Origin of the sequence: Streptomyces sp. Y20 (assembly GCF_043195475.1) — a bacterium.
In the GTDB taxonomy this organism is placed as follows: Bacteria; Actinomycetota; Actinomycetes; order Streptomycetales; family Streptomycetaceae; genus Streptomyces.
Map to the genome: position 1 here is coordinate 86,711 of NZ_JBIDDP010000008.1, position 18,881 is coordinate 105,591.

At 73.2% G+C, this 18,881-nt stretch carries 12 protein-coding genes; 2 read left to right on the forward strand and 10 right to left on the reverse strand.

Translation table 11 applies throughout. The features are described from left to right. Positions 1-83: 83 nt before the first annotated feature. The 6 genes from ACGFT1_RS21330 to ACGFT1_RS21355 form a co-directional block, all read right to left on the reverse strand. Positions 84-1,067, reverse strand: coding sequence for a nucleoside triphosphate pyrophosphohydrolase (locus tag ACGFT1_RS21330; protein WP_373910518.1), 984 nt, complete (start codon positions 1,065-1,067; stop codon positions 84-86). A gap of 195 nt (positions 1,068-1,262) precedes the next feature. Next, positions 1,263-1,916: a SurA N-terminal domain-containing protein gene (locus ACGFT1_RS21335; protein WP_373910519.1), complete on the reverse strand. Its 654-nt coding sequence runs from the start codon at positions 1,914-1,916 to the stop codon at positions 1,263-1,265. Positions 1,917-2,050: 134 nt separating this feature from the next. Then, positions 2,051-2,878, reverse strand: a complete 828-nt coding sequence (locus tag ACGFT1_RS21340) for a glycoside hydrolase domain-containing protein (RefSeq protein WP_373910520.1) — start codon at positions 2,876-2,878, stop codon at positions 2,051-2,053. 132 nt (positions 2,879-3,010) lie between these two features. Continuing rightward, positions 3,011-4,504, reverse strand: a complete 1,494-nt coding sequence (locus ACGFT1_RS21345; protein ID WP_373910748.1) for a protein kinase — start codon at positions 4,502-4,504, stop codon at positions 3,011-3,013. A 38-nt stretch (positions 4,505-4,542) separates the two neighbouring features. Then, positions 4,543-5,205: a hypothetical protein gene (locus tag ACGFT1_RS21350; protein ID WP_373910521.1), complete on the reverse strand. Its 663-nt coding sequence runs from the start codon at positions 5,203-5,205 to the stop codon at positions 4,543-4,545. A 161-nt stretch (positions 5,206-5,366) separates the two neighbouring features. Then, complete coding sequence (locus tag ACGFT1_RS21355) at positions 5,367-7,790, reverse strand: N-6 DNA methylase (RefSeq protein WP_373910522.1); 2,424 nt, start codon at positions 7,788-7,790, stop codon at positions 5,367-5,369. A 221-nt stretch (positions 7,791-8,011) separates the two neighbouring features. Here ACGFT1_RS21355 and ACGFT1_RS21360 point away from each other — a divergent pair, with 221 nt between their 5' ends. Next, complete coding sequence (locus ACGFT1_RS21360) at positions 8,012-8,725, forward strand: hypothetical protein (RefSeq protein WP_373910523.1); 714 nt, start codon at positions 8,012-8,014, stop codon at positions 8,723-8,725. Between the two features lie 51 nt (positions 8,726-8,776). On the opposite strand, the gene ACGFT1_RS21365 is transcribed toward ACGFT1_RS21360, so the two are convergent. From ACGFT1_RS21365 to ACGFT1_RS21380, 4 genes are all read right to left on the reverse strand, one after another. Then, complete coding sequence (locus tag ACGFT1_RS21365; RefSeq protein ID WP_373910524.1) at positions 8,777-9,493, reverse strand: HNH endonuclease family protein; 717 nt, start codon at positions 9,491-9,493, stop codon at positions 8,777-8,779. A gap of 233 nt (positions 9,494-9,726) precedes the next feature. Then, positions 9,727-13,257, reverse strand: coding sequence for a transcription-repair coupling factor (gene mfd, locus ACGFT1_RS21370; protein ID WP_373910525.1), 3,531 nt, complete (start codon positions 13,255-13,257; stop codon positions 9,727-9,729). Positions 13,258-13,554: 297 nt separating this feature from the next. Then, on the reverse strand, positions 13,555-16,134 hold the full coding sequence (locus tag ACGFT1_RS21375; protein WP_373910526.1) for an ABC transporter permease: 2,580 nt from the start codon (positions 16,132-16,134) through the stop codon (positions 13,555-13,557). Next, a complete protein-coding gene (locus tag ACGFT1_RS21380) occupies positions 16,131-16,919 on the reverse strand; it encodes an ABC transporter ATP-binding protein (protein ID WP_373910527.1) in 789 nt (262 codons plus the stop codon). The genes ACGFT1_RS21375 and ACGFT1_RS21380 overlap by 4 nt, the downstream gene beginning before the upstream one ends. Before the next feature lie 445 nt (positions 16,920-17,364). Between ACGFT1_RS21380 and ACGFT1_RS21385 the strand changes: the two genes are divergently transcribed. Continuing rightward, on the forward strand, positions 17,365-18,861 hold the full coding sequence (locus ACGFT1_RS21385) for an MFS transporter (RefSeq protein ID WP_373910528.1): 1,497 nt from the start codon (positions 17,365-17,367) through the stop codon (positions 18,859-18,861). Positions 18,862-18,881: the final 20 nt, after the last annotated feature.

Below are 18,881 nucleotides of genomic sequence, written 5' to 3' on the forward strand. Positions count from 1 at the left end.
TCGTGCCGTGTGGCGTGGACGGCTCCTTCTCCCTTTCCGTACCTGCTCCGCGCGCCTCGCACCGGCCCGCCGGGGCGAGGGCTCTAAGCGGACAGGCCCTCAGCGGCCCGTATCGCGTCCCGGTACACCCGCGCCACCGCCCGCAGCGCCGCCTCGGGGTCGATGCCGGCCGCCTCGGCGCGGACCGCCAGCGCCAGCAGTTCGTACCCGATGCCCTCACCGCGCGGCAGGGGTACGTCCAGGTCCGCCGTGCGGGCGCGGGAGGCGAGCTTCGCGGCGAGGGCCAGGCCGGGCTGCCCGAGGGGTACGCCGTCCGTGACCGAGGTGCGCCGCTTCTCCTCGGCCTTGGTGCGCAGCCAGTGCTCCTTGACGTCCTCCGGGGTCTCGGCCGTCTCGTCGCCGAAGACGTGCGGGTGCCGGTGGACGAGCTTGGCGACGATGCCGCCGGCGACGTCGTCGACGGAGAACGGCGCGTCCGGGTGCTCCTCGGCGATCCGGGAGTGGAAGACGACCTGGAGGAGGACGTCACCCAGTTCTTCGCGCAGCTCCTCGCGGTCGCCGGCCTCGATCGCCTCGACCAGTTCGTACGCCTCCTCTATGCCGTACTTCGCCAGGCCCTCGTGGGTCTGCCGGGACGACCACGGGCACTCCGCACGGATGCGGTCCATCACCTGCACGAGGTCCAGGAGGCGGGCGCCGGGCAGGTCGTACGAGGCGGGCAGCAGCTCCAGGTCGGGCATGGCGGTCCGGCCGGTGCCGGCCAGCCGGGCCAGGCCGTCGGTGAGGGCCGGCTCGCCCTCGCCGGTGGCCACGACCACCACCGTCCGCCCGCCGGCGCACGCGTCGACCAGCTCCTGCGCGGTGGGCGCCGTCCGCGCCACCGCTATCCCCGCCTCCCGCAGGTACGGCAGCTGCGGATGCGCGCCGTCCGCGCACAGCACGGCGTCGGCGGCGCGCAGGGCCTGCCAGGCGGGCCAGGACAGCAGGCCGGGGGCGACGCGGTGGCTGGTGGTGAGCAGGACGACACGACCGGGGGCGGCAGCGGTCTCGCGGCTGGTTTCGTTCACGATCCGAACGTAACCCACGGCGGGAGCGAACGGATCGCGTTGTCCACAGGACCGAGGAGTCCTGTGATCGTATGACCGGCCGGCCTGCGCCGAGGCCGGGACCAAGCCGTGGCCGGCCTGCGCCGGGGCCGCCTGTGCGCCCTGGCCGGACCAAGCCGTTACCCGGTCTGCGCCGGTGGCCGGTGGCTGTCCGGCCTATGCCGTGGCCGGTGGCTGTCCGTCCGTCGTCGTGACCTCCCGTACCCACGGCGTCCGGGCGTCCACGCGACTGCTCTTCTGCACGTCCCAGGAGCCGTAGCGCGGGTTGAGGTCGACGCGCAGTTCCCGGGACGCCGCGGACAAAGCCTTCCAGAACTCCGGCCGGCTGGTGTCGGTGCCCAGCTTCGCGGCGAGCTTCTGCGCCTCCAGCTGGAGGCGCAGGTTGTCGTCGAGGCGTTCCGGGGCGATGCCGTACTTCTGGAGCCAGGCCGTCTCCAGGCCCTTGGCGCCGCCGGTCTGCTGCTCCAGGCCCGCGCGCATCTGCTGGATCTCCTTGCGGCTGACCGTGACGCCCTCGTCCCGGGCGGCGCGGTGCAGCACCCGGTCGAGGATCATGTTGTGCAGGGTGTCGCGGGTCAGGCTGCTCGTGGAGGAGACGACCTGCCGGTACTGGGCGTCGTCCGCCACCGCGGCCCGTTGCGCCTCGCGTACCTCGTCGACCCGGCTCTCCAGCTGGGCGACGGTGATCCGCCCGCCTCCGACGACGGCCGCGGCGCCCGGGTGGGCGTCATTCCCGCAGGCGGTCAGCAGGGGTGCCGCGGCGGCGATCGCGGCGGTGAGGACGAGCGCGGTGCGACGGCGGCGGTGCAAGGAAACCTCCAGGGGAGATTGCAATGACTTGCGATGATCGATGGTAGGCAGTGGGCAGCCTGCGGCCAACCCATTCGACCAACGATTCACACGCCCTTCGGGCACCGCCGCCCGCCGCGGGGTTAGCCGCCGGGTCAACCGACGAGGGCCACCGGCGCGTCCCACGCGTCCCGGTCGACGGTCAGCGTGACGCCGCCGTGCGACTCCTTGCTGTTGACCAGGTACTGGTGGGCGCGGCTGTGCTGGGTGAACCGGGTGGAGTCCCACGGCCAGTCCGCGGTCGTCGTGTTCTGCTTGTCCCAGAGCGCGTACCAGAGGTTGCCCGGCAGGTCCGTGCGGTCCTTGGCGGTGGCTATCGACTTGGCGCTGGAGCTGCTGAAGCCGTAGTAGCCGGCCCGGTAGGTCCTGGCGTGCAGGCCCTTGTCGAAGGCGCGCACATACGTCAGCACGGCGTCGTCGCACGACTTGTTCGTGATGTCGTACGCCTCCATGTCGAGGTAGACCGCGCTGCCCGCCCTCATGCCGAGCGCGGACGCCTTGGCCACGGCGTCCGCGGCGTCCTTCGCGCCGAGCGAGGCGGCGGTGGCGGCGGTCATCTTCTCGGGGTTGGCGCCCGACTGGCACGGCGGCTGGGCGCCGACGTAGAGCGGGATGAGCTTCCAGCCGAGGGAGTTGACGGACTTCACCCAGGAGGCGGTGAGGTTGGGCTGGGCGCAGCCGCGGTTCTTCCCGCCCACGTAGACGGCCGCCGCGCCGTAGAAGCCGGTGTGCCAGGCCTTCATGGCGGACAGCGAGGGCGCGGTGCACGTGTCGAACGCGCGCCCCGTGAAGGTCTTCTGGGCCGGCCACGTGGTGGCGGCCATGGACGCCTGGGCGGCGATCCCGGACCCGGTGACGACGGCCGCGCCGGCCACCGCCCACGTGATGTGTCTGCGCTTCTTGGACTGCCGGTGACCGGCCATGAACCCCACCCCTCATCGTGCACGCGCGCGCGTGCCTGTCGGAAACGAACCGCGAGCTATCGGGCGGCGGGTCCGCCGCCGGGAAACCCGCGCCCCGGAAGTGCTCGAGCGGCACCCGGGGAACAGCGAAATCTACCCGCGCACCTGCCCCAGCCACTGCAAGGTCCGCCGGACCTCCACGGCCGTGGGGTGGCCGGGGCCGTGCAGCCGCTCCACGTCCATCAGCAGCCGCGCGAGCGTGTCGTGGGCGGCCGGGCGGTCGCCGAGGGCGAGCAGCAGATGGCCGACGCGCCGGCGCACCTCGTGGGCGATCCCGGGGTCGCCGGACACGTACTGGTTCTCGTAGTACGGCAGCAGCGCGCGGTACTCGGCGAGCGCCGCCGCCGGTTCGCCCAGCTGTTCCAGGCACTGCGCGGCCTCGTAGCGGTAACGCAGTGACTGCGGGTCGGCCTGCCCGGCCTCGGCGGCTCGTTCGTCGGCGAGCCGGCGCAGTTCGGGCAGCGCGCGCCGGTACTGGCCGTCGTCCATGAGCGTCGCCGCGTACTGCTTGCGCAGCGTACGGACGACCGGGGAGTGCTCGCCGTGCTGGTGAGCGGCGGCCGGCAGGATCGCGCCGAGGATGTCGACGGCCTGCGTGATACGGCCCTCTCCCAGCAGCCGTTTGACGTCGTCGACGGCGGCGGCGACATCGGGCTTCCCCACCACCGTGGGCGCCGGCGCGACGGGGGCGGGCTGCGGCGCGGGGGTGCGCGCGCGGTCCGGCCAGGGGGCGTGCGGGCGCAGGAAGGGGCGGGTGGGATCCAGGGGCGCCCCGGTGGGCGTCCCGCGCGCGGGCAGCAGCGGCGCCAGGTCCTCGTACACGTCCTGAGCGGACGCGGGCCGGTGCTGCGGGTCCTTCGCGAGCAGCCGCAGCACCAGGGCTTCCAGCGCCTCGGGGACCTCGGGGCGGATCCGGCGCACCGGCAGCGGCGGCTCGTACAGGTGCCGGTGCAGCACACCGAGCGCCGTGGAGCCGGCGAACGGCACGTCACCGCTGAGGAGCTCGTGCATCAGCACTCCCAGCGCGTACAGGTCGGTGTACGGGCCGACCGCGCCGCCCATCGCCTGTTCGGGCGCCATGTAGGCGGGCGAGCCGATCGGGGAGCCGGTGTGGGTGAGGCGGGTGGTGTCGGTGTCCATGACCGAGGCCACGCCCAGGTCGAGGACGGTGACCGTGCCGTCCTGCTGCACCATCACATTGCGCGGCTTGAGGTCGCGGTGCACGATCGGCACGGCGTGCACCGCGCTCAGCACGGCGCACAGCTGAGCGGCCACCGCGACCGCCCACTGCCACGGGTACGGGTCGTGCTCGGCGAGGTGGTCGGAGAGGTCGGCGCCGTCGACGTACTGCATGACGAGGAACAGCTCCTCGCCCTCGGTGCCCGCGTCGTGCACCGTCACCAGGCCGGGGTGCGCCACCTGCGCGGTCACCCGGCACTCGCGCAGGAAGCGCCGGCGCAGCTCGTCCGCCTCCTGGCCCGCCACCTTGTCGGGCCGCAGCAGCTTCACCGCCACGCGCCGGTCCAGCCGCTGGTCGTACGCCGTCCAGACCTGGCCCATGCCGCCCTGGCCGATGAGCGTCGACAGCTCGTAACGGCCCGCGACGACACGTCCGGTCGCCACACTCACCGTCCGCCCTCATGGCCGTCGTGCCGGCGGAGGTAGTCGCTCAGCTCGTCCAGCTCGGCCCGCACCTGGTCGATCCGGGCGGGCGCCGGACGCTGCGGCGGCGGAGTGGCCAGCGGCGGCCGGGGCACGGCCGGGTGCGGGGTGTGCGGGGAGGCCGGGTGCATGGGAGTCATGGGCGCGGGGTGCGGGGGAGTCGCCGCCGTCGGCGGTGTGGGTACGGTCGCCGCGGGGTACGGCGTCGCGAGCGCCGGGTACCCGTAGCCCGGCGCGTGCTGCGGCGCCCGGTACGCCTGCTGCTGCGCCCGGTAGGCCTGCTGACGCAGCAGGAAGTGACGGATGTCCGCGGCCAGGTAGTACGCCGTCGTGGCCACGAGCGTGCCGAGCAGCAGCAGGATGCCCGTGTAGCCGCCGGCCGTGTGGATGTCGTCGCCGGGCTCGGCCGCCAGCAGCGCCATGCTGAGGATGTCGGCCGCGAGCACCGCCACGAACAGCCCCCAGTCCAGCGACCGGCGGGTGACGGCCGCCAGCCGGAGCAGCATCACCCACGCCAGGAAGCCGATGGTGAGGATCCCGAGCGCCACGAACAGCACGCGCAGGAGAACCAGCCACGCGGTGTGCGGCGGCTGCTTCACCGGCTGTCCGTAGCCGTGGCCTTGCATGGCTGCTCCTGATGCCTGAAGTGGGCGTGCACGCCCGGCCGGCACCCTCCGCGGGGCGGACGGACGCCGGTCGTGCGCATGTCGCGTCGAGCATATGGCCCGGCGGGGACATGCGGTCCGGGTTGTACCGAACCGTTGTCCGACGGCCACCCGCCCGGGGATCAGCCGGGCAGGACCGTGCCGTCGGTGAGACCGTCGTACATCCCGCGCACGAGCTCTTCCCCGAGTCTGCTCGCGTGGCGCAGCGCCCGCTCGAACTCGTCGAGTGCGCGGAACCGCGCGCCGTAGCGCCGCTGTTCCTCCAGCGGGAGCCGGGGCAGCTGCAACCGGCGCACGTCCAGCCGGGTAGCGGTGGAGGCGTAGCTGCTGGCCTGGCGGTTGTTGGCCGTACCGCGCAGGAAGCCGGCGAGGAACCAGGGGTCGAGCGCCGCCCGGTCGGGGCGCAGGAGCACGAGGTTGCGCCCCAGGGCGGCGCCCGCTGTCCCCTCGTCGATCACCCGCGCCACCGAACCCCCGCCCAGCACCGGTACGACGATGTCACCGATCTCGGTCAGTACGGCCTCCTCCTCGCTCTCCGGGAGCGTGCCCGAGGGACCCGTCCCGGCGAGGACGTCGTGGTCGGTGAGGACGGGCACGCGCGCGTGGCCGCCGTTCCCGCCCGTGCGCAGCACCAGCGCGCCCCCGCGCGCGAGTTCACCGATGGTGGTGACCGGCCGGTGGGCGGCCGGGGCCGGACCGGCCGATGCGGGATCGGCCGGTGCCCGATCCGCCGGTGGCGGGGTCAGGCCGGCGGTCAGGCGCAGGGTCTCGCCGAGCCGCTCGCGCACCTCGGCGAGGTGGGCCGCGCCGTCGGCCACCGCCGGTGGCGGCAGATGACGGGCGGGGGCCAGGTCCACGTCGTCGCCGAGGAGCGCGATCACCGGCACGGAGCGGGCGAGGCCCGGCCGCTCCGCCAGCCGGCCGGCCCGCCCGAACACCCGCCAGGCGTCCAGGACGGCCTCCCGCACCGCCGCCCAGTCCGGCCCGCCACGCCCCCCGGCGGCGAACCTCCCGGTGTCCACGAGCAGCACCTCCGGCGCCGCCGGCGTACGGTCCGGCCGGCGCAGTACCCACAGGTGCAGCGGGATGTTGTACGGCGGTGCGGCCCCGACCGGCAGCGCGACCACGGCCCTGAGCGCGCCCCGGCGCAGCAGGTCGGCGCGGATCCGGCGCCCGGAGCGGCGGGAGGCGGCGGCCGGCGGCATCAGCAGGACGGCGGTGCCGCCGTCGGTCAGCCGGGCCAGCGCGTGCTGCACCCAGGCCAGCTCGGACTCGGTGCGCGCCGGGAAGCCGTACTCCCACCGCGGGTCGTAGGCGAGTTCGTCGTGGCCCCAGTTCCGCTCGTTGAACGGCGGATGGCACAGGACCGCGTCCGCGCGCAGTTCCGGGTGGGCGTCGGCGCGCAGACTGTCGCCCACGGCGCCGCGTACGGCGGCCCGGGTGTGCAGCGCGAGCCGCAACGCGCTGAGCGCGGCGAGGTCGGGGGCGCTGTCCTGGGCGTACAGCTCCTGGCCGGGGCGCGTGTCCACGGCGCGCAGCAGGGCGCCGGTGCCGCAGGCCGGGTCCAGGACGGTACGGGCCGGGCCGGCGAGGTCCGCCATGAGGCCGGCGAGTCCGGCGGGGGTGAGCGTGTACTGGCGGGGGTTGGCGTCCAGGTGCCGCCCCAGCAGGAACTCGAACGCCTGCCGCGCCCCCACCTCGGCGGCCAGCTCGGCGGCACCGCGCAGGAGGGGGACGGAGGGGAGGAGCTGGGGGCCGGTGGGGGTGCGGACGGCGGGGACGGCCCGGACGGCCGGGGTGGTGGGGGGGGACGCGGTGGCGTGGATGGAGGGGGCCGAGCCGTGAGCGGCTGGGGCGCTGTGAACCGTTGGTGAGACATTCACGGGCGACGGCGTCGGTACGGAGCTCACGCGCAACGGTGTCGGTACGGCGTCCACGGGGGGCCGCGTCGGAACGGTGTTCACGGGGGGCGGCGTGCGTGGGGCGCTCACAGGTGGCATGGCCGACGAGGGGTTCACAGGCGACGCGGCCGGTGAGGTGTTCACAGGCGGGGGCGCCGGTGCGGGGTTCACAGCGGTTCGCGTGAGCGCGGTGTTCACACCCTCGGCCGTCGGCCGGGGGCCCGGCCCGGCACCCGGCCCGGCGCTCGCGCCGCCGAGGCGCGGTGTCAGCACCTGCTCCAGCGCGCCCGGCAGCATCGCCGCGAGCCGTGCGTCGGAACCGGCGCTCGCATCGAGCCAGACGGTGGGGCGTTCGTGGATCAGCAGCAGTGCGCAGCCCGCGTGCACGAGGGCCGTCAGCGGGCCCTCGGGGTGGCCGGCGAGCTGCTGCCAGACCCGCTCCCGCAACGGCACTTCGGCCAGTTTCCCCTGTGCGCGCAGCCAGGACTCGACCTCGGCGAGCGCGAAGGACGGGCTGGTCTCACTGCCGCCGACCGGCTTGGGGAAGTCCGGGTGCCGGCGGCGCCAGTTGCTCACGGCGGCTCGGCCCACTCCGGCGAGCCGTGCGATGCCGGCTGCGGTCACCTCTGTCGCGTTGTCGTGCACGGTTGCCGCTCCCCTCGTCCCGTGTGTGACCGAGCATACCGACGTACACATGATCCGGAGCTTCACGACGTGTACACAGCGATACTCGTGCATCGTGTTGACTCGGTTCACAAGCTTTGATCTTATTGGCCCTGCGGCCGAGCGGTCACTCAACGTCTGCGCGGCCCCCGCCACCCCCCCTGCCGTGCCCCCCGTATCACCCACCGTTCTGAAGGACTGTCATGCGCCTCTCGTCCCGTGTCGTCACCACGCTCGCGGTTGCGGCACTTCCTCTGGCCCTGTCCGCCTGTTCGTCGGATTCCTCCTCCGACACCACGAGCGCCAAGCCGGCCAAGTCGGCGAACCCCGACGCCGGTCTGCTCACCGGTACGCAGCTCAAGGGTGTGCTGGCGCCCGCGTCCGCCTTCCCGGCCGGGTTCAAGGCCGAGGCCGACGGCGCCTCGGACAGTGGCAGCCAGTTCGTCCCCGCGTCCGCCGGGAACAAGGGGAAGCCGGACTGCACCCGGCTGGAGGGCACGTCCTGGATACAGGTGTCCGGTTTCAAGGGCGGCGCGTCGTTCGCGCAGAACGACTACGTGAACCAGGACAAGACCGAGGAAGTCGCCCAGGAGGTCGACGCGTTCCAGGGCGCCACGGCGAAGACGGTGATGAAGAACCTGCGGTCCGTGGCCACCGAGTGCGCCACTTTCACGGACACCGACGCGCACGCCACGGTGAAGCTCGCCGGGCAGTCCACGACCGGGCTCGGTGACGAGGCGTACACGATGACGCTGACGAGCGGCGCCTGGGAGAACGGCACCACCCTGATCGCGGCCCGCTCCGGCAACGCCGTGGTCACCGTGCTGTCGACGGCGGGCGGCGACAACGGCGCCGCGATCGCGAAGAAGCTGACGACCCAGGTCCTGGGCTCCCTCAAGGGCAAGACGGGCGCGTGAGCCAAGGCGCCGGCGGCCGGGCTACACTGGTATGCCCGGCCGCCGGGCCGGTCAGCGGGCGCGGAAGCGTTCCGGTGCGCTGGTGGGATTGCCGCCGGAGGGGAGCTTCTGCTCCGGGCAGGTCGCGAGGACCTTCCGCATCGCGGACTTCTCGGCGGCGGTCACCCACAGGCCGTACTTCTTCTTGACGGCGACCTGCGCGGCGACGTAGGCGCAGCGATAGGCCTTGTTGGGGGGAAGCCAGGTGGCCGCGTCGCCGTCCCCCTTGCCGCGGTTGGTGCCGGCGTCGACCGCGAGGAGGTTGAGGGGGTCGTTGGCGAGGGCTATGCGCTTGCCGGGGTCCCAGTACTTGGCGCCCTTCTGCCAGGCGTCCGAGAGGGCCACGACATGGTCGATGTCGACCTGGCTGCGACCGCGCCGGTAGGTGATCTCCTTCCCGGAGTAAGGGTCGGACGCCAGCAGCCCGTAGGAGACCTTGCAGCCGCCGCTCGTGAACCTGACCTTCTCCAGGTCGCGTTTGAGTATGTCGTCGCGGGTGTCGCAGGAGTTGGAGTCGGTGTCCGCCCAGGCGGTGCCGAACCGCTCCCGGGAGTAACCGGTCTTCGGCGCGCGCCCCTTGACGGCCAGTGAGCCGGCGGCGGCCATGGCCGGTCCCCCGCCCGCGGTCCGCTGCGGTCCGCCGGACCCGGCCGTCTGCTCCGCCTTGCAGCCGGTCACGGCGACCAGCACGGCCACGGCGGTGACCGCCCCGCCCCTCAGACGTGTCACGCTGCGCCCCCTCGCTCACCCTGAACCGCCCCCCGGATGCGGACGGATCGTTCCGCCCCCACGGTAACGCCCCTTCGGCGCCCACCGGATGGGGCGTGAAGGGGCGATCACCGGACGAGTGGGGCGTTACGGGCCCCGGCAGCCGCCACGGGCCCCGTCCCGGTGCCGCGGCCGGTCCGGCCCGCGGCGGTGCCGGGCGTGGAGAGCCCCGGAGGACCGCCCGCCCCCGCGGGTCAGCCGAGGACCGAGGTGAGGAACTCCCCGACCCAGCCCAGCAGTTCGCGGCCGACCACCGGCTTGCCGCCCACCTTGGCGGTCTTGGGGCGCGGGACCAGCACCTGGTGGGCGGTGGGCTTGATGACCGTGCCGGGGTAGAGCCGCTTGAGCCGCAGCTCCTGCGACTCGCGCAGCTCCACCGGCGCGAAGCGGATGTTGGTGCCCTGGAGGACGATCTCGCCGACGCCGCACGCGCGCGCGAGCATGCGCAGGGCGGCCACCAGCAGCAGGTTCTCCACCGGCTCGGGCAGCTTGCCGTAGCGGTCGGTGAGTTCCTCGCGGACGGCCTTGATGTCCTCCTCGCTGTTGGCGGAGGCGATGGCCCGGTAGGCCTGGAGGCGCAGCCGCTCGCCGGGGGCGTAGTCGTGCGGGACGTGGGCGTCGACGGGCAGCTCGATCTTCACCTCGAGCGGCGGCTCCTCCTCGGCCCCGCCGGTCTCCAGCTGGCGCCGGTAGTCGGCGACGGCCTCGCCGACCATGCGGACGTACAGGTCGAAGCCGACGCCCGCGATGTGCCCGGACTGTTCGCCGCCGAGCAGGTTGCCGGCGCCGCGGATCTCCAGGTCCTTCATCGCGACGTACATGCCGGCGCCCATCTCCGTGTGCTGGGCGATCGTCGCGAGCCGCTCGTGGGCGGTCTCCGTCAGCGGCTTCTCCGGCGGGTACAGGAAGTAGGCGTAGCCGCGCTCGCGGCCCCGGCCGACCCGGCCGCGCAGCTGGTGCAGCTGGGACAGGCCGAAGGTGTCGCCGCGTTCCACGATCAGGGTGTTGGCGTTGGAGATGTCGATGCCGGATTCCACGATGGTGGTCGAGACGAGGACGTCGAACCGCTTCTCCCAGAAGTCGACGACGACCTGTTCCAGGGCCGCCTCGGACATCTGGCCGTGGGCGGTGGCGATGCGGGCCTCGGGCACGATCTCCCGCAGCTTGGCCGCCGCCCGGTCGATGGACTCGACCCGGTTGTGGATGTAGAAGACCTGGCCCTCGCGCAGCAGTTCGCGGCGGATGGCTGCGCCGATCTGCCGCTCCTCGTACGGTCCGACGAAGGTGAGCACCGGGTGGCGCTCCTCCGGCGGGGTGGTGATCGTGGACATCTCGCGGATGCCGGTGACCGCCATCTCCAGGGTGCGCGGAATGGGCGTGGCCGACATGGTCAGCACGTCGACGTTGGCGCGCAGCTTCTTCAGCTGCTCCTTGTGCTCGACGCCGAAGCGCTGCTCCTCGTCCACGATGACCAGGCCGAGGTCCTTGAACTTGGTCTCGGAGGAGAACAGGCGGTGGGTGCCGATGACGAGGTCCACGGAGCCGTCCTTCAGCCCCTCCAGGACGGCCTTGGCCTCGGTGTCGGTCTGGAAGCGGGAGAGCGCCCGCACGTTGACCGGGAACTGCCCGTACCGCTCGGAGAACGTGCCGAAGTGCTGCTGCACCAGCAGGGTCGTGGGCACCAGGACGGCGACCTGCTTGCCGTCCTGTACGGCTTTGAAGGCGGCCCGTACGGCGATCTCGGTTTTGCCGTAACCGACGTCGCCGCAGACCAGGCGGTCCATGGGGACCGACTTCTCCATGTCCTCCTTGACCTCGGCGATGGTGGTGAGCTGGTCGGGGGTCTCCGCGTAGGGGAAGGCGTCCTCCAGCTCGCGCTGCCAGGGGGTGTCCGTGCCGAAGGCGTGGCCGGGGGCGGCCATGCGCGCGCTGTACAGCTTGATCAGGTCGGCCGCGATCTCCTTGACGGCCTTCTTCGCGCGCGCCTTCGTCTTCGTCCAGTCGGCACCGCCCAGCCGGTGCAGGGTGGGCGCCTCGCCGCCGACGTACTTGGTGATCTGCTCCAGCTGGTCGGTCGGGATGTACAGCCGGTCGCCGGGCTGGCCGCGTTTGGCGGGCGCGTACTCGACGACGAGGTACTCGCGGGTGGCGCCCTGCACGGTGCGCTGCACCATCTCGATGTAGCGGCCGACGCCGTGCTGTTCGTGGACGATGTAGTCGCCCGGTTCCAGGGTGAGCGGGTCGATGGTCTTGCGGCGGCGGGCCGGCATGCGGGCGCCGTCGCGGCTCGCGGTGCGCTGGCCGGAGAGGTCGGTCTCGGTGAGCACGGCGAGTTTCAGCGCCGGGTCCACGAAGCCGTACTCGAGCGAGCCGCAGGAGACGTGCACGACGGAGGGGCCGAGCGTGCCGAGGTCGGAGTCCAGGCGGGCGGCGATGCCCTCGCCGCCGAGCACCTCGACCGTGCGGGCTGCCGGGCCGTGGCCCTCGGTGATGAACACCGTGCGCCAGCCGTCGGCGAGCCAGCCCTTGGTGTCGGCGAGGGCCCGCGCGGTGTCGCCGCGGTAGGTCTCGGGGGCGTGCATGCCGAGCTTGAGGGTGTCGGCGTCCGGTTCCAGGTCGGCCGCGAACGGGGACACCGACCACCACATCATGTCCAGCTCGCGCGCGCGGTCGCGGACGTCGGCGATGGACCACAGGGAGGCGGCGCCCACGTCGATCGGGGCCTCGCCGCCGCCGGCGGTGGCCGCCCAGGATGCCTGGAGGAACTCCTGGGAGGTGGCCACGAGGTCGGCGGCGCGGGTGCGGACCCGCTCGGGGTCGCAGACGACGGCCATCGAGCCCTCGGGCAGCACGTCGAGGAGCAGTTCCATGTCGTCCACCAGGACCGGCGCGAGGGACTCCATGCCCTCCACCGCGATGCCTTCGGCGATCTTGCCGAGCAGCTCGCCCAGCTCGGGGTGTTCCTCGGCGAGGGCGCGCGCCCGGGTGCGGACCTCGTCGGTGAGGAGCAGCTCGCGGCACGGGGGCGCCCACAGGCCGTGCTCGGCTACTTCGAGGGAGCGCTGGTCGGCGACCTTGAAGTAGCGGATCTCCTCGATGTCGTCGCCCCAGAACTCGATGCGCAGGGGGTGTTCCTCGGTGGGCGGGAACACGTCGAGGATGCCGCCGCGTACGGCGAACTCGCCGCGCTTCTCGACCAGCTCCACGCGCGCGTAGGCCGCCGCCGCGAGGGCTTCGACGATCTGGCCGAGGTCGGCGGTACGGCCGGTCCTCAGGGCCACCGGTTCCAGGTCGCCCAGGCCCTTGACCTGCGGCTGGAGCACGGAGCGTACGGGTGCGACGACGACGGAGACGGGGCCGGCCCCGGGGTCGTCCGTGCTGGGGTGGGCGAGGCGCCGCAGGACGGCGAGGCGGCGGCCCACGGTGTCGCTGCGGGGGCTGAGCCGCTCGTGCGGGAGGGTCTCCCAGGAGGGGTACTCCACGACGCCCTCGGGGGGCAGCAGCGAGCGCAGGGCCGCCGCGAGGTCCTCGGCCTCGCGGCCGGTCGCCGTCACGGCCAGCACCGGGCGGCCGGCCTCGCGGGCCAGGGCGGCGACCGCGAAGGGACGGGCCGCCGGGGGACCGACGAGGTCGACGTGCGTGCGGGTGCCGTCCGCTGCCGCGCCGATCGCTTCCGCGAGGGCGGGGTCCTTGACGACGGCGTCGAGCAGACCGTGCAGGCTCATGGAGGGGGCTTTCCGTCCGGGTCGTGGGGCAACGCGAAGAGCCCGACGCTTGGAGCGGCCGGGGGTGTCCAGCGTACGACGCCTCGCCCGGCGGCGCGGGAGCTGTGGACAACCCCTGTGGACATCGCCTGGGGGCGACGGCTGTGAACGACGGCTGTGGACAGCCCCTGTGGGCGACCCGCCGTCCGGCGGTCGGTGCGACGGCGGGAACCCGGTGCCGGTGGCGCCCGAAGGCGTCCCGGCACCGGGTTACTCCACCGCAACCCCCGTACGCGGTGGCCCTCGGCGTGGCGCGGGCTACTCCGTCGCGATGGCGTTCAGGACGTTCAGCCGGCCCGCCCGGAACGCCGGGACCAGCGCGGCGAACAGGCCCACGAACGCGGAGCCCACGAAGACCGCGGTGATCGTCGGCCAGGGGATCTCCAGGATGGTGAGACCCTCCAGGGCGAGGAGCCGGTGGGCGGTGGCGCCCCAGCCCATGCCCAGCCCGAGGCCGAGGAGCGCGCCGAAGACGGCGATGACCACGGACTCCAGGCGGATCATGCGGCGCAGCTGGCGGCGGGAGAGGCCGATGGCCCGCATGAGGCCGATCTCCCGGGTCCGCTCGACCACCGACAGGGCCAGGGTGTTCACCACGCCCAGAACGGCGACGATGATCGCGAGCGCCAGCAGGCCGTAGATCATGTTCAGCAGCTGGCCGATCTGGTCCTTCAGCTCCTGCTTGTAGTCGGTCTGGTCGCGCACGGTGTACTGCGGGAACTCGTGCAGGGCCGACTTCAGCGCCTGGTAGGCGGTCTTCTCCCGGCCGTCCGCAGCCGTGGCGAAGACGAGCTGGTCCAGTGGCATCCGGTCGGCGGGCACGTACCGCGCGGCGGTGGCGATGGACACGTACATCGCGCCCTTGTCGATGACGACGTCGTCGCTGGTGATCGCGCGGACGGTGAGTCTTGCCGTCCTGCCGCCCTTGAAGCGCACGGTGACGGTGGAGCCCAGCTTGACGCCGTGGTCCTTGGCGAAGCCTTCGAAGACGGACATCGAGCCGGGGGCGTAGGCGTCGGCGAGCCGGCCGGCCACGGTCCTGGTACGCACGTCACGCGCGTGGGCCGGGTCGGCGGCGCTGATCGTCTCCTTGCCGGTGGTGCGGCCGTCGGGGGTGGTCAGGGAGGCGTCCAGCACCTTGTACTCGGTGACCCGGGCGAGGCCGGGTGCGCGCTTGACGGCTTCGACGGCCTGCGCGTCGATGACCTGGCCGTGGTCCTCCTCGACGATGAAGTCCGCGCCCACGGTCTTGTCCAGCTGGTCGGTGGCGGAGGCCACCATGGAGGAGCCGACCACCGACAGGCAGGCGACGAGGGCGAGGCCGATCATCAGGGCGGCGCCGGTGGCGCCGGTGCGGCGCGGGTTGCGCAGGGCGTTGCGTTCGGCCATCCGGCCGACGGGGCCGAAGATCCGCAGGAGGGCCGCGCCGAGGACGCGGACCAGGCCGGCGGCGAGCAGCGGGCCGATGACGACGAACCCGATCAGGGTGAGCAGCACGCCGAGGCCGAGCCAGCCCGAGCCGGTCGTGGCCCGCCCGGCGGTGGCGGCGGCGTACAGGCTCCACGCGCCGGCGGCGGTGAGGAGCAGGCCGATGGCGGCCCGGACCGTGCCCGCCCTGGCGTCGGTGGGGGCGCCCGCGTCGCGCAGGGCGGCCATCGGGGAGACCTTGCCGGCACGCCGGGCGGGGAGGTAGGCGGCGAGCACGGTGACGACCACGCCGAGCAGCAGCCCGGTCACCGGGGTGGTCCAGGCGACCGTCAGGTCGTCGGTGGACAGGTGCATGTCCATCCGACCCATGAGCTTCATCAGGCCGACGGCGAGGCCGATGCCCGCGCCGACACCGAGCACGGAGCCGACCACGCCGAGCAGCAGCGCCTCGACCAGCACCGAGCGGTTGACCTGCTTGCGGGAGGAGCCGATGGCCCGCATCAGGCCGATCTCCCGGGTGCGCTGGGCGACCAGCATGGAGAAGGTGTTGATGATCAGGAAGATGCCGACCAGGAAGGCGACTCCGGCGAAGCCGAGCATCGCGTACTTCATGACCTTCAGGAAGCTTCCGACGCTCTTCTGGTTGGCGTCGGCGACCTCCTTGGCGGTCCGCACCTTGTAGGTGTGCCCGAGGGCGGCGGTGACGTTCTCCTTCAGCCGGGCGTCCGTCACGCCCTTGGCGGCGGTGACGTTGACGTCGGTGTAGACGCCGGTCCGGCCGACGATGGTCTGCTGGGCGGTGCGGGTGTCCAGGTAGAACAGCGCCGCGCCGGGGTTGGTGACCCGGAAGGCGGCGATGCCGGACACGCGCGCGCGGTGCGTGCCGACGGCCGTGATCACGCCGATCTCGTCACCGAGACCCAGGTGGTGCTTGCCTGCGGTGTCGGCGTCGACCATCACCTGGTCCGGGCCCCTGGGCGCCGCACCGGAGGTGATGTCCATCGTGCGGGCGTCGTTGCGGTTCCAGCCGCCGACGATGGTCGGCCCGCCGTTGCTCGGTGACAGCTTGTCCTTGGCGGCGTCGACGACGGTCGCCGAGGTGGAGAACACCGTGCCCTCCGCGGACGCGACGCCCCGGGCGGCACGGACCCGGTCGAGCACGGAGGCCGGCATGACGGGCGGCTTGCCGGTGCGGGAGACGGTCTGACCGCTGTCGGAGGAGCCCTGGGCGCTGACCGTGACGTCCGAGGCGGTCGCCTGGAACAGTTTGTCGAAGGTGGTGTTCATCGTGTCGGTGAACACCAGGGTGCCGCACACGAAGCCCACGGACAGCAGGACGGCGACCGCCGACAGCGCCATGCGGCCCTTGTGGGCGAAGAAGTTGCGCATCGAGGTCTTCAGCACGGTCATGACGTACGGCCCCGGGCGTCGAAGTCCTTCATGCGGTCCAGGACCTGGTCGGCCGTCGGGTGGTGCATCTCGTCCACGATGCGGCCGTCGGCGAGGTAGAGCACGCGGTCGGCGTAGGAGGCGGCCACCGGGTCGTGGGTGACCATCACGATGGTCTGCCCCAGTTCGTCCACGGAGCGGCGCAGGAAGCCCAGGACCTCCGCTCCGGCGCGCGAGTCGAGGTTTCCGGTCGGCTCGTCCCCGAAGATGATCTCCGGGCGGGCGGCGAGCGCGCGGGCGACGGCGACGCGCTGCTGCTGGCCGCCGGAGAGCTGGGTCGGCCGGTGCTTGAGCCGTCCGGCGAGCCCGACGGTCTCCACCACCCGGTCCAGCCAGGCCCGGTCGGGCTTGCGGCCGGCGATGTCCATGGGCAGCGTGATGTTCTCGATCGCGTTCAGCGTCGGCAGCAGGTTGAACGCCTGGAAGATGAAGCCGATCCGGTCCCGGCGCAGCTGGGTGAGCTTCTTGTCCTTCAGCCCGGTGATCTCGGTCTCGTCCAGGTGGATGTGACCGCTGGTCACCGTGTCGAGGCCGGCGAGACAGTGCATCAGGGTGGACTTGCCGGACCCGGAGGGGCCCATGATCGCGGTGAACCGGCCGCGGGCGATGTCCACGTCGACGTGGTCCAGGGCGACGACGCGGGTCTCGCCGGACCCGTACGCCTTCACCACCTGCCGTGCCCGTGCGGCAACGGCCGTACGCCCTCCAGTGCCCCCGTGCCTGGGAATGGTCACAGCCGATGTCACGGTATGTCTCCTATGTCGTTGGCAGGTCGATGCGATGCCCGGGTGTGCCGGGCGGCCGTCCTGGGTACGCCGTCGAGTCTCGCGGCCGGCGGCGGTGGCGCGCGCTGGTGCGGGGCCCCGTCTTTCCGGGGGGTAAACCCCACCCCCGCCGGTGCGGTACGCCGCCCCCCAGCGGCGTCGAAGCCAGGTTAGGGACTGTCCCCGGCCGGCCTCGTCCTCCGCCGGGACGACCCCTCCCCGAGCCGCGGTACGGAGATACCCCTAGGGGTGGTCCACCGCCGGGTGGAGCCGTTCCCGGGGTCGTCTCCACCCTTCGGTGCGGGAGGTCTCCACCCTCGTGCCGGGTCACAGCCGCGATCCCGCCCGCCGTGGGAGGCTGTCGTCCGGCGACGGATGCAGGGGACACGGAACGTCGCCCGGCGGGGACCACGGGAGGGGAGTCGCGGTGGGGAGCACGACACCGGCGATACGCGGCGGGGCCGCACGGCAGCTGGACACCGGCCGGCGGGGTGCGGTGGTCGCCGCTCTGATGCTGGCGATGGCACTGGCGGCGCTCGACTCCACCATCGTCGCCACGGCCGTACCGCAGATCGTCGGCGACCTGGGCGGGTTCTCCGTCTTCTCGTGGCTGTTCTCCGGCTATCTGCTCGCCGTCACCGTCACGCTCCCCGTCTACGGCAAGCTGTCCGACACCTTCGGCCGCAAACCGGTGCTGGTGGTGGGCGCGGCCGTGTTCCTGCTGGGTTCGCTGCTGTGCGCGGCGGCCTGGAACATGGCGGCGCTGATCGCGTTCCGGATCGTGCAGGGCCTGGGCGGCGGGGCGTTGCAGGGCACGGTGCAGACCCTGGCCGCCGACCTGTACCCGCTGGCGGAGCGTCCGAAGATCCAGTCCAGGCTGTCCACGGTGTGGGCGGTGGCCGCGGTGGCCGGTCCCGGGCTGGGCGGGGTGCTCGCCGCCTGCACCGACTGGCGCTGGATCTTCCTGGTCAACCTGCCGGTCGGCGCCGCCGCCCTGTGGCTGATCGTTCGCCACCTGCACGAACCGCGGCGGCGGCGCGCGCGCCACGCGCGCGTGGACTGGGCCGGCGCGCTGGCGGTGTTCGCGTGCGGCGGGGTGCTGCTGACCGCGCTGGTGCAGGGCGGGGTGGCCTGGCCGTGGCTGTCGGCGCCCTCCCTGGCCCTCTTCGGCACCGGCCTCGCCCTGGCCGCCGTGGTGGTCGCGGTGGAACGGCGGGCCGCGGAGCCGGTCATCCCGGGGTGGGTGTGGCGGCGCCGGACGATCGCCGCCGTCAATCTGGCGCTCGGCGCGCTGGGCCTGCTGATGGTGGCACCGGCGGTGTTCCTGCCGACGTACGCGCAGTCGGTGCTCGGGCTCGCGCCGGTGGCCGCCGGGTTCGTGCTGTCCGTGTGGACGCTGAGCTGGCCGGTGACGGCCGCGCTCAGCCAGCACGTCTACCGCAGGATCGGCTTCCGCGACACCGCGCTGCTCGGCATCGGCCTGGCCGCCCTGATCCTGTCCGCGTTCCCCTTCCTGCCCTACCCCGGCTCGTGGTGGCAGCCGACGCTGCTGATGCTGCTGCTCGGCGGGGCGCTGGGTCTGTTCCAGCTGCCGCTGATCGTCGGGGTGCAGTCGACGGTGGGCTGGTCGGAGCGGGGCACCACGACCGCGTCCGTGCTCTTCTGCCGGCAGACCGGGCAGACCGTCGGCGCGTCGCTGTTCGGCGCCGTCGCCAACGGCGTGCTGGCCGCGCGGCTGGGCGGAGCGGGCGACCTGGACTCCGTCACGCGCGCCCTGCGCGCCGGTACGGCCCCGGAGACCACCCGGCGGGCGATCGCGGAAGCGGTGCACGCGGTGTACCTCGGTGCGGCGGCAGCGGCGGCACTGGCGTTCGTCCTGCTGCTGCTGGTGGCACCACGACGGTTCCCGGTGCTCGAGGAGTGAGCGGCGCCGCGGGCGGGTCC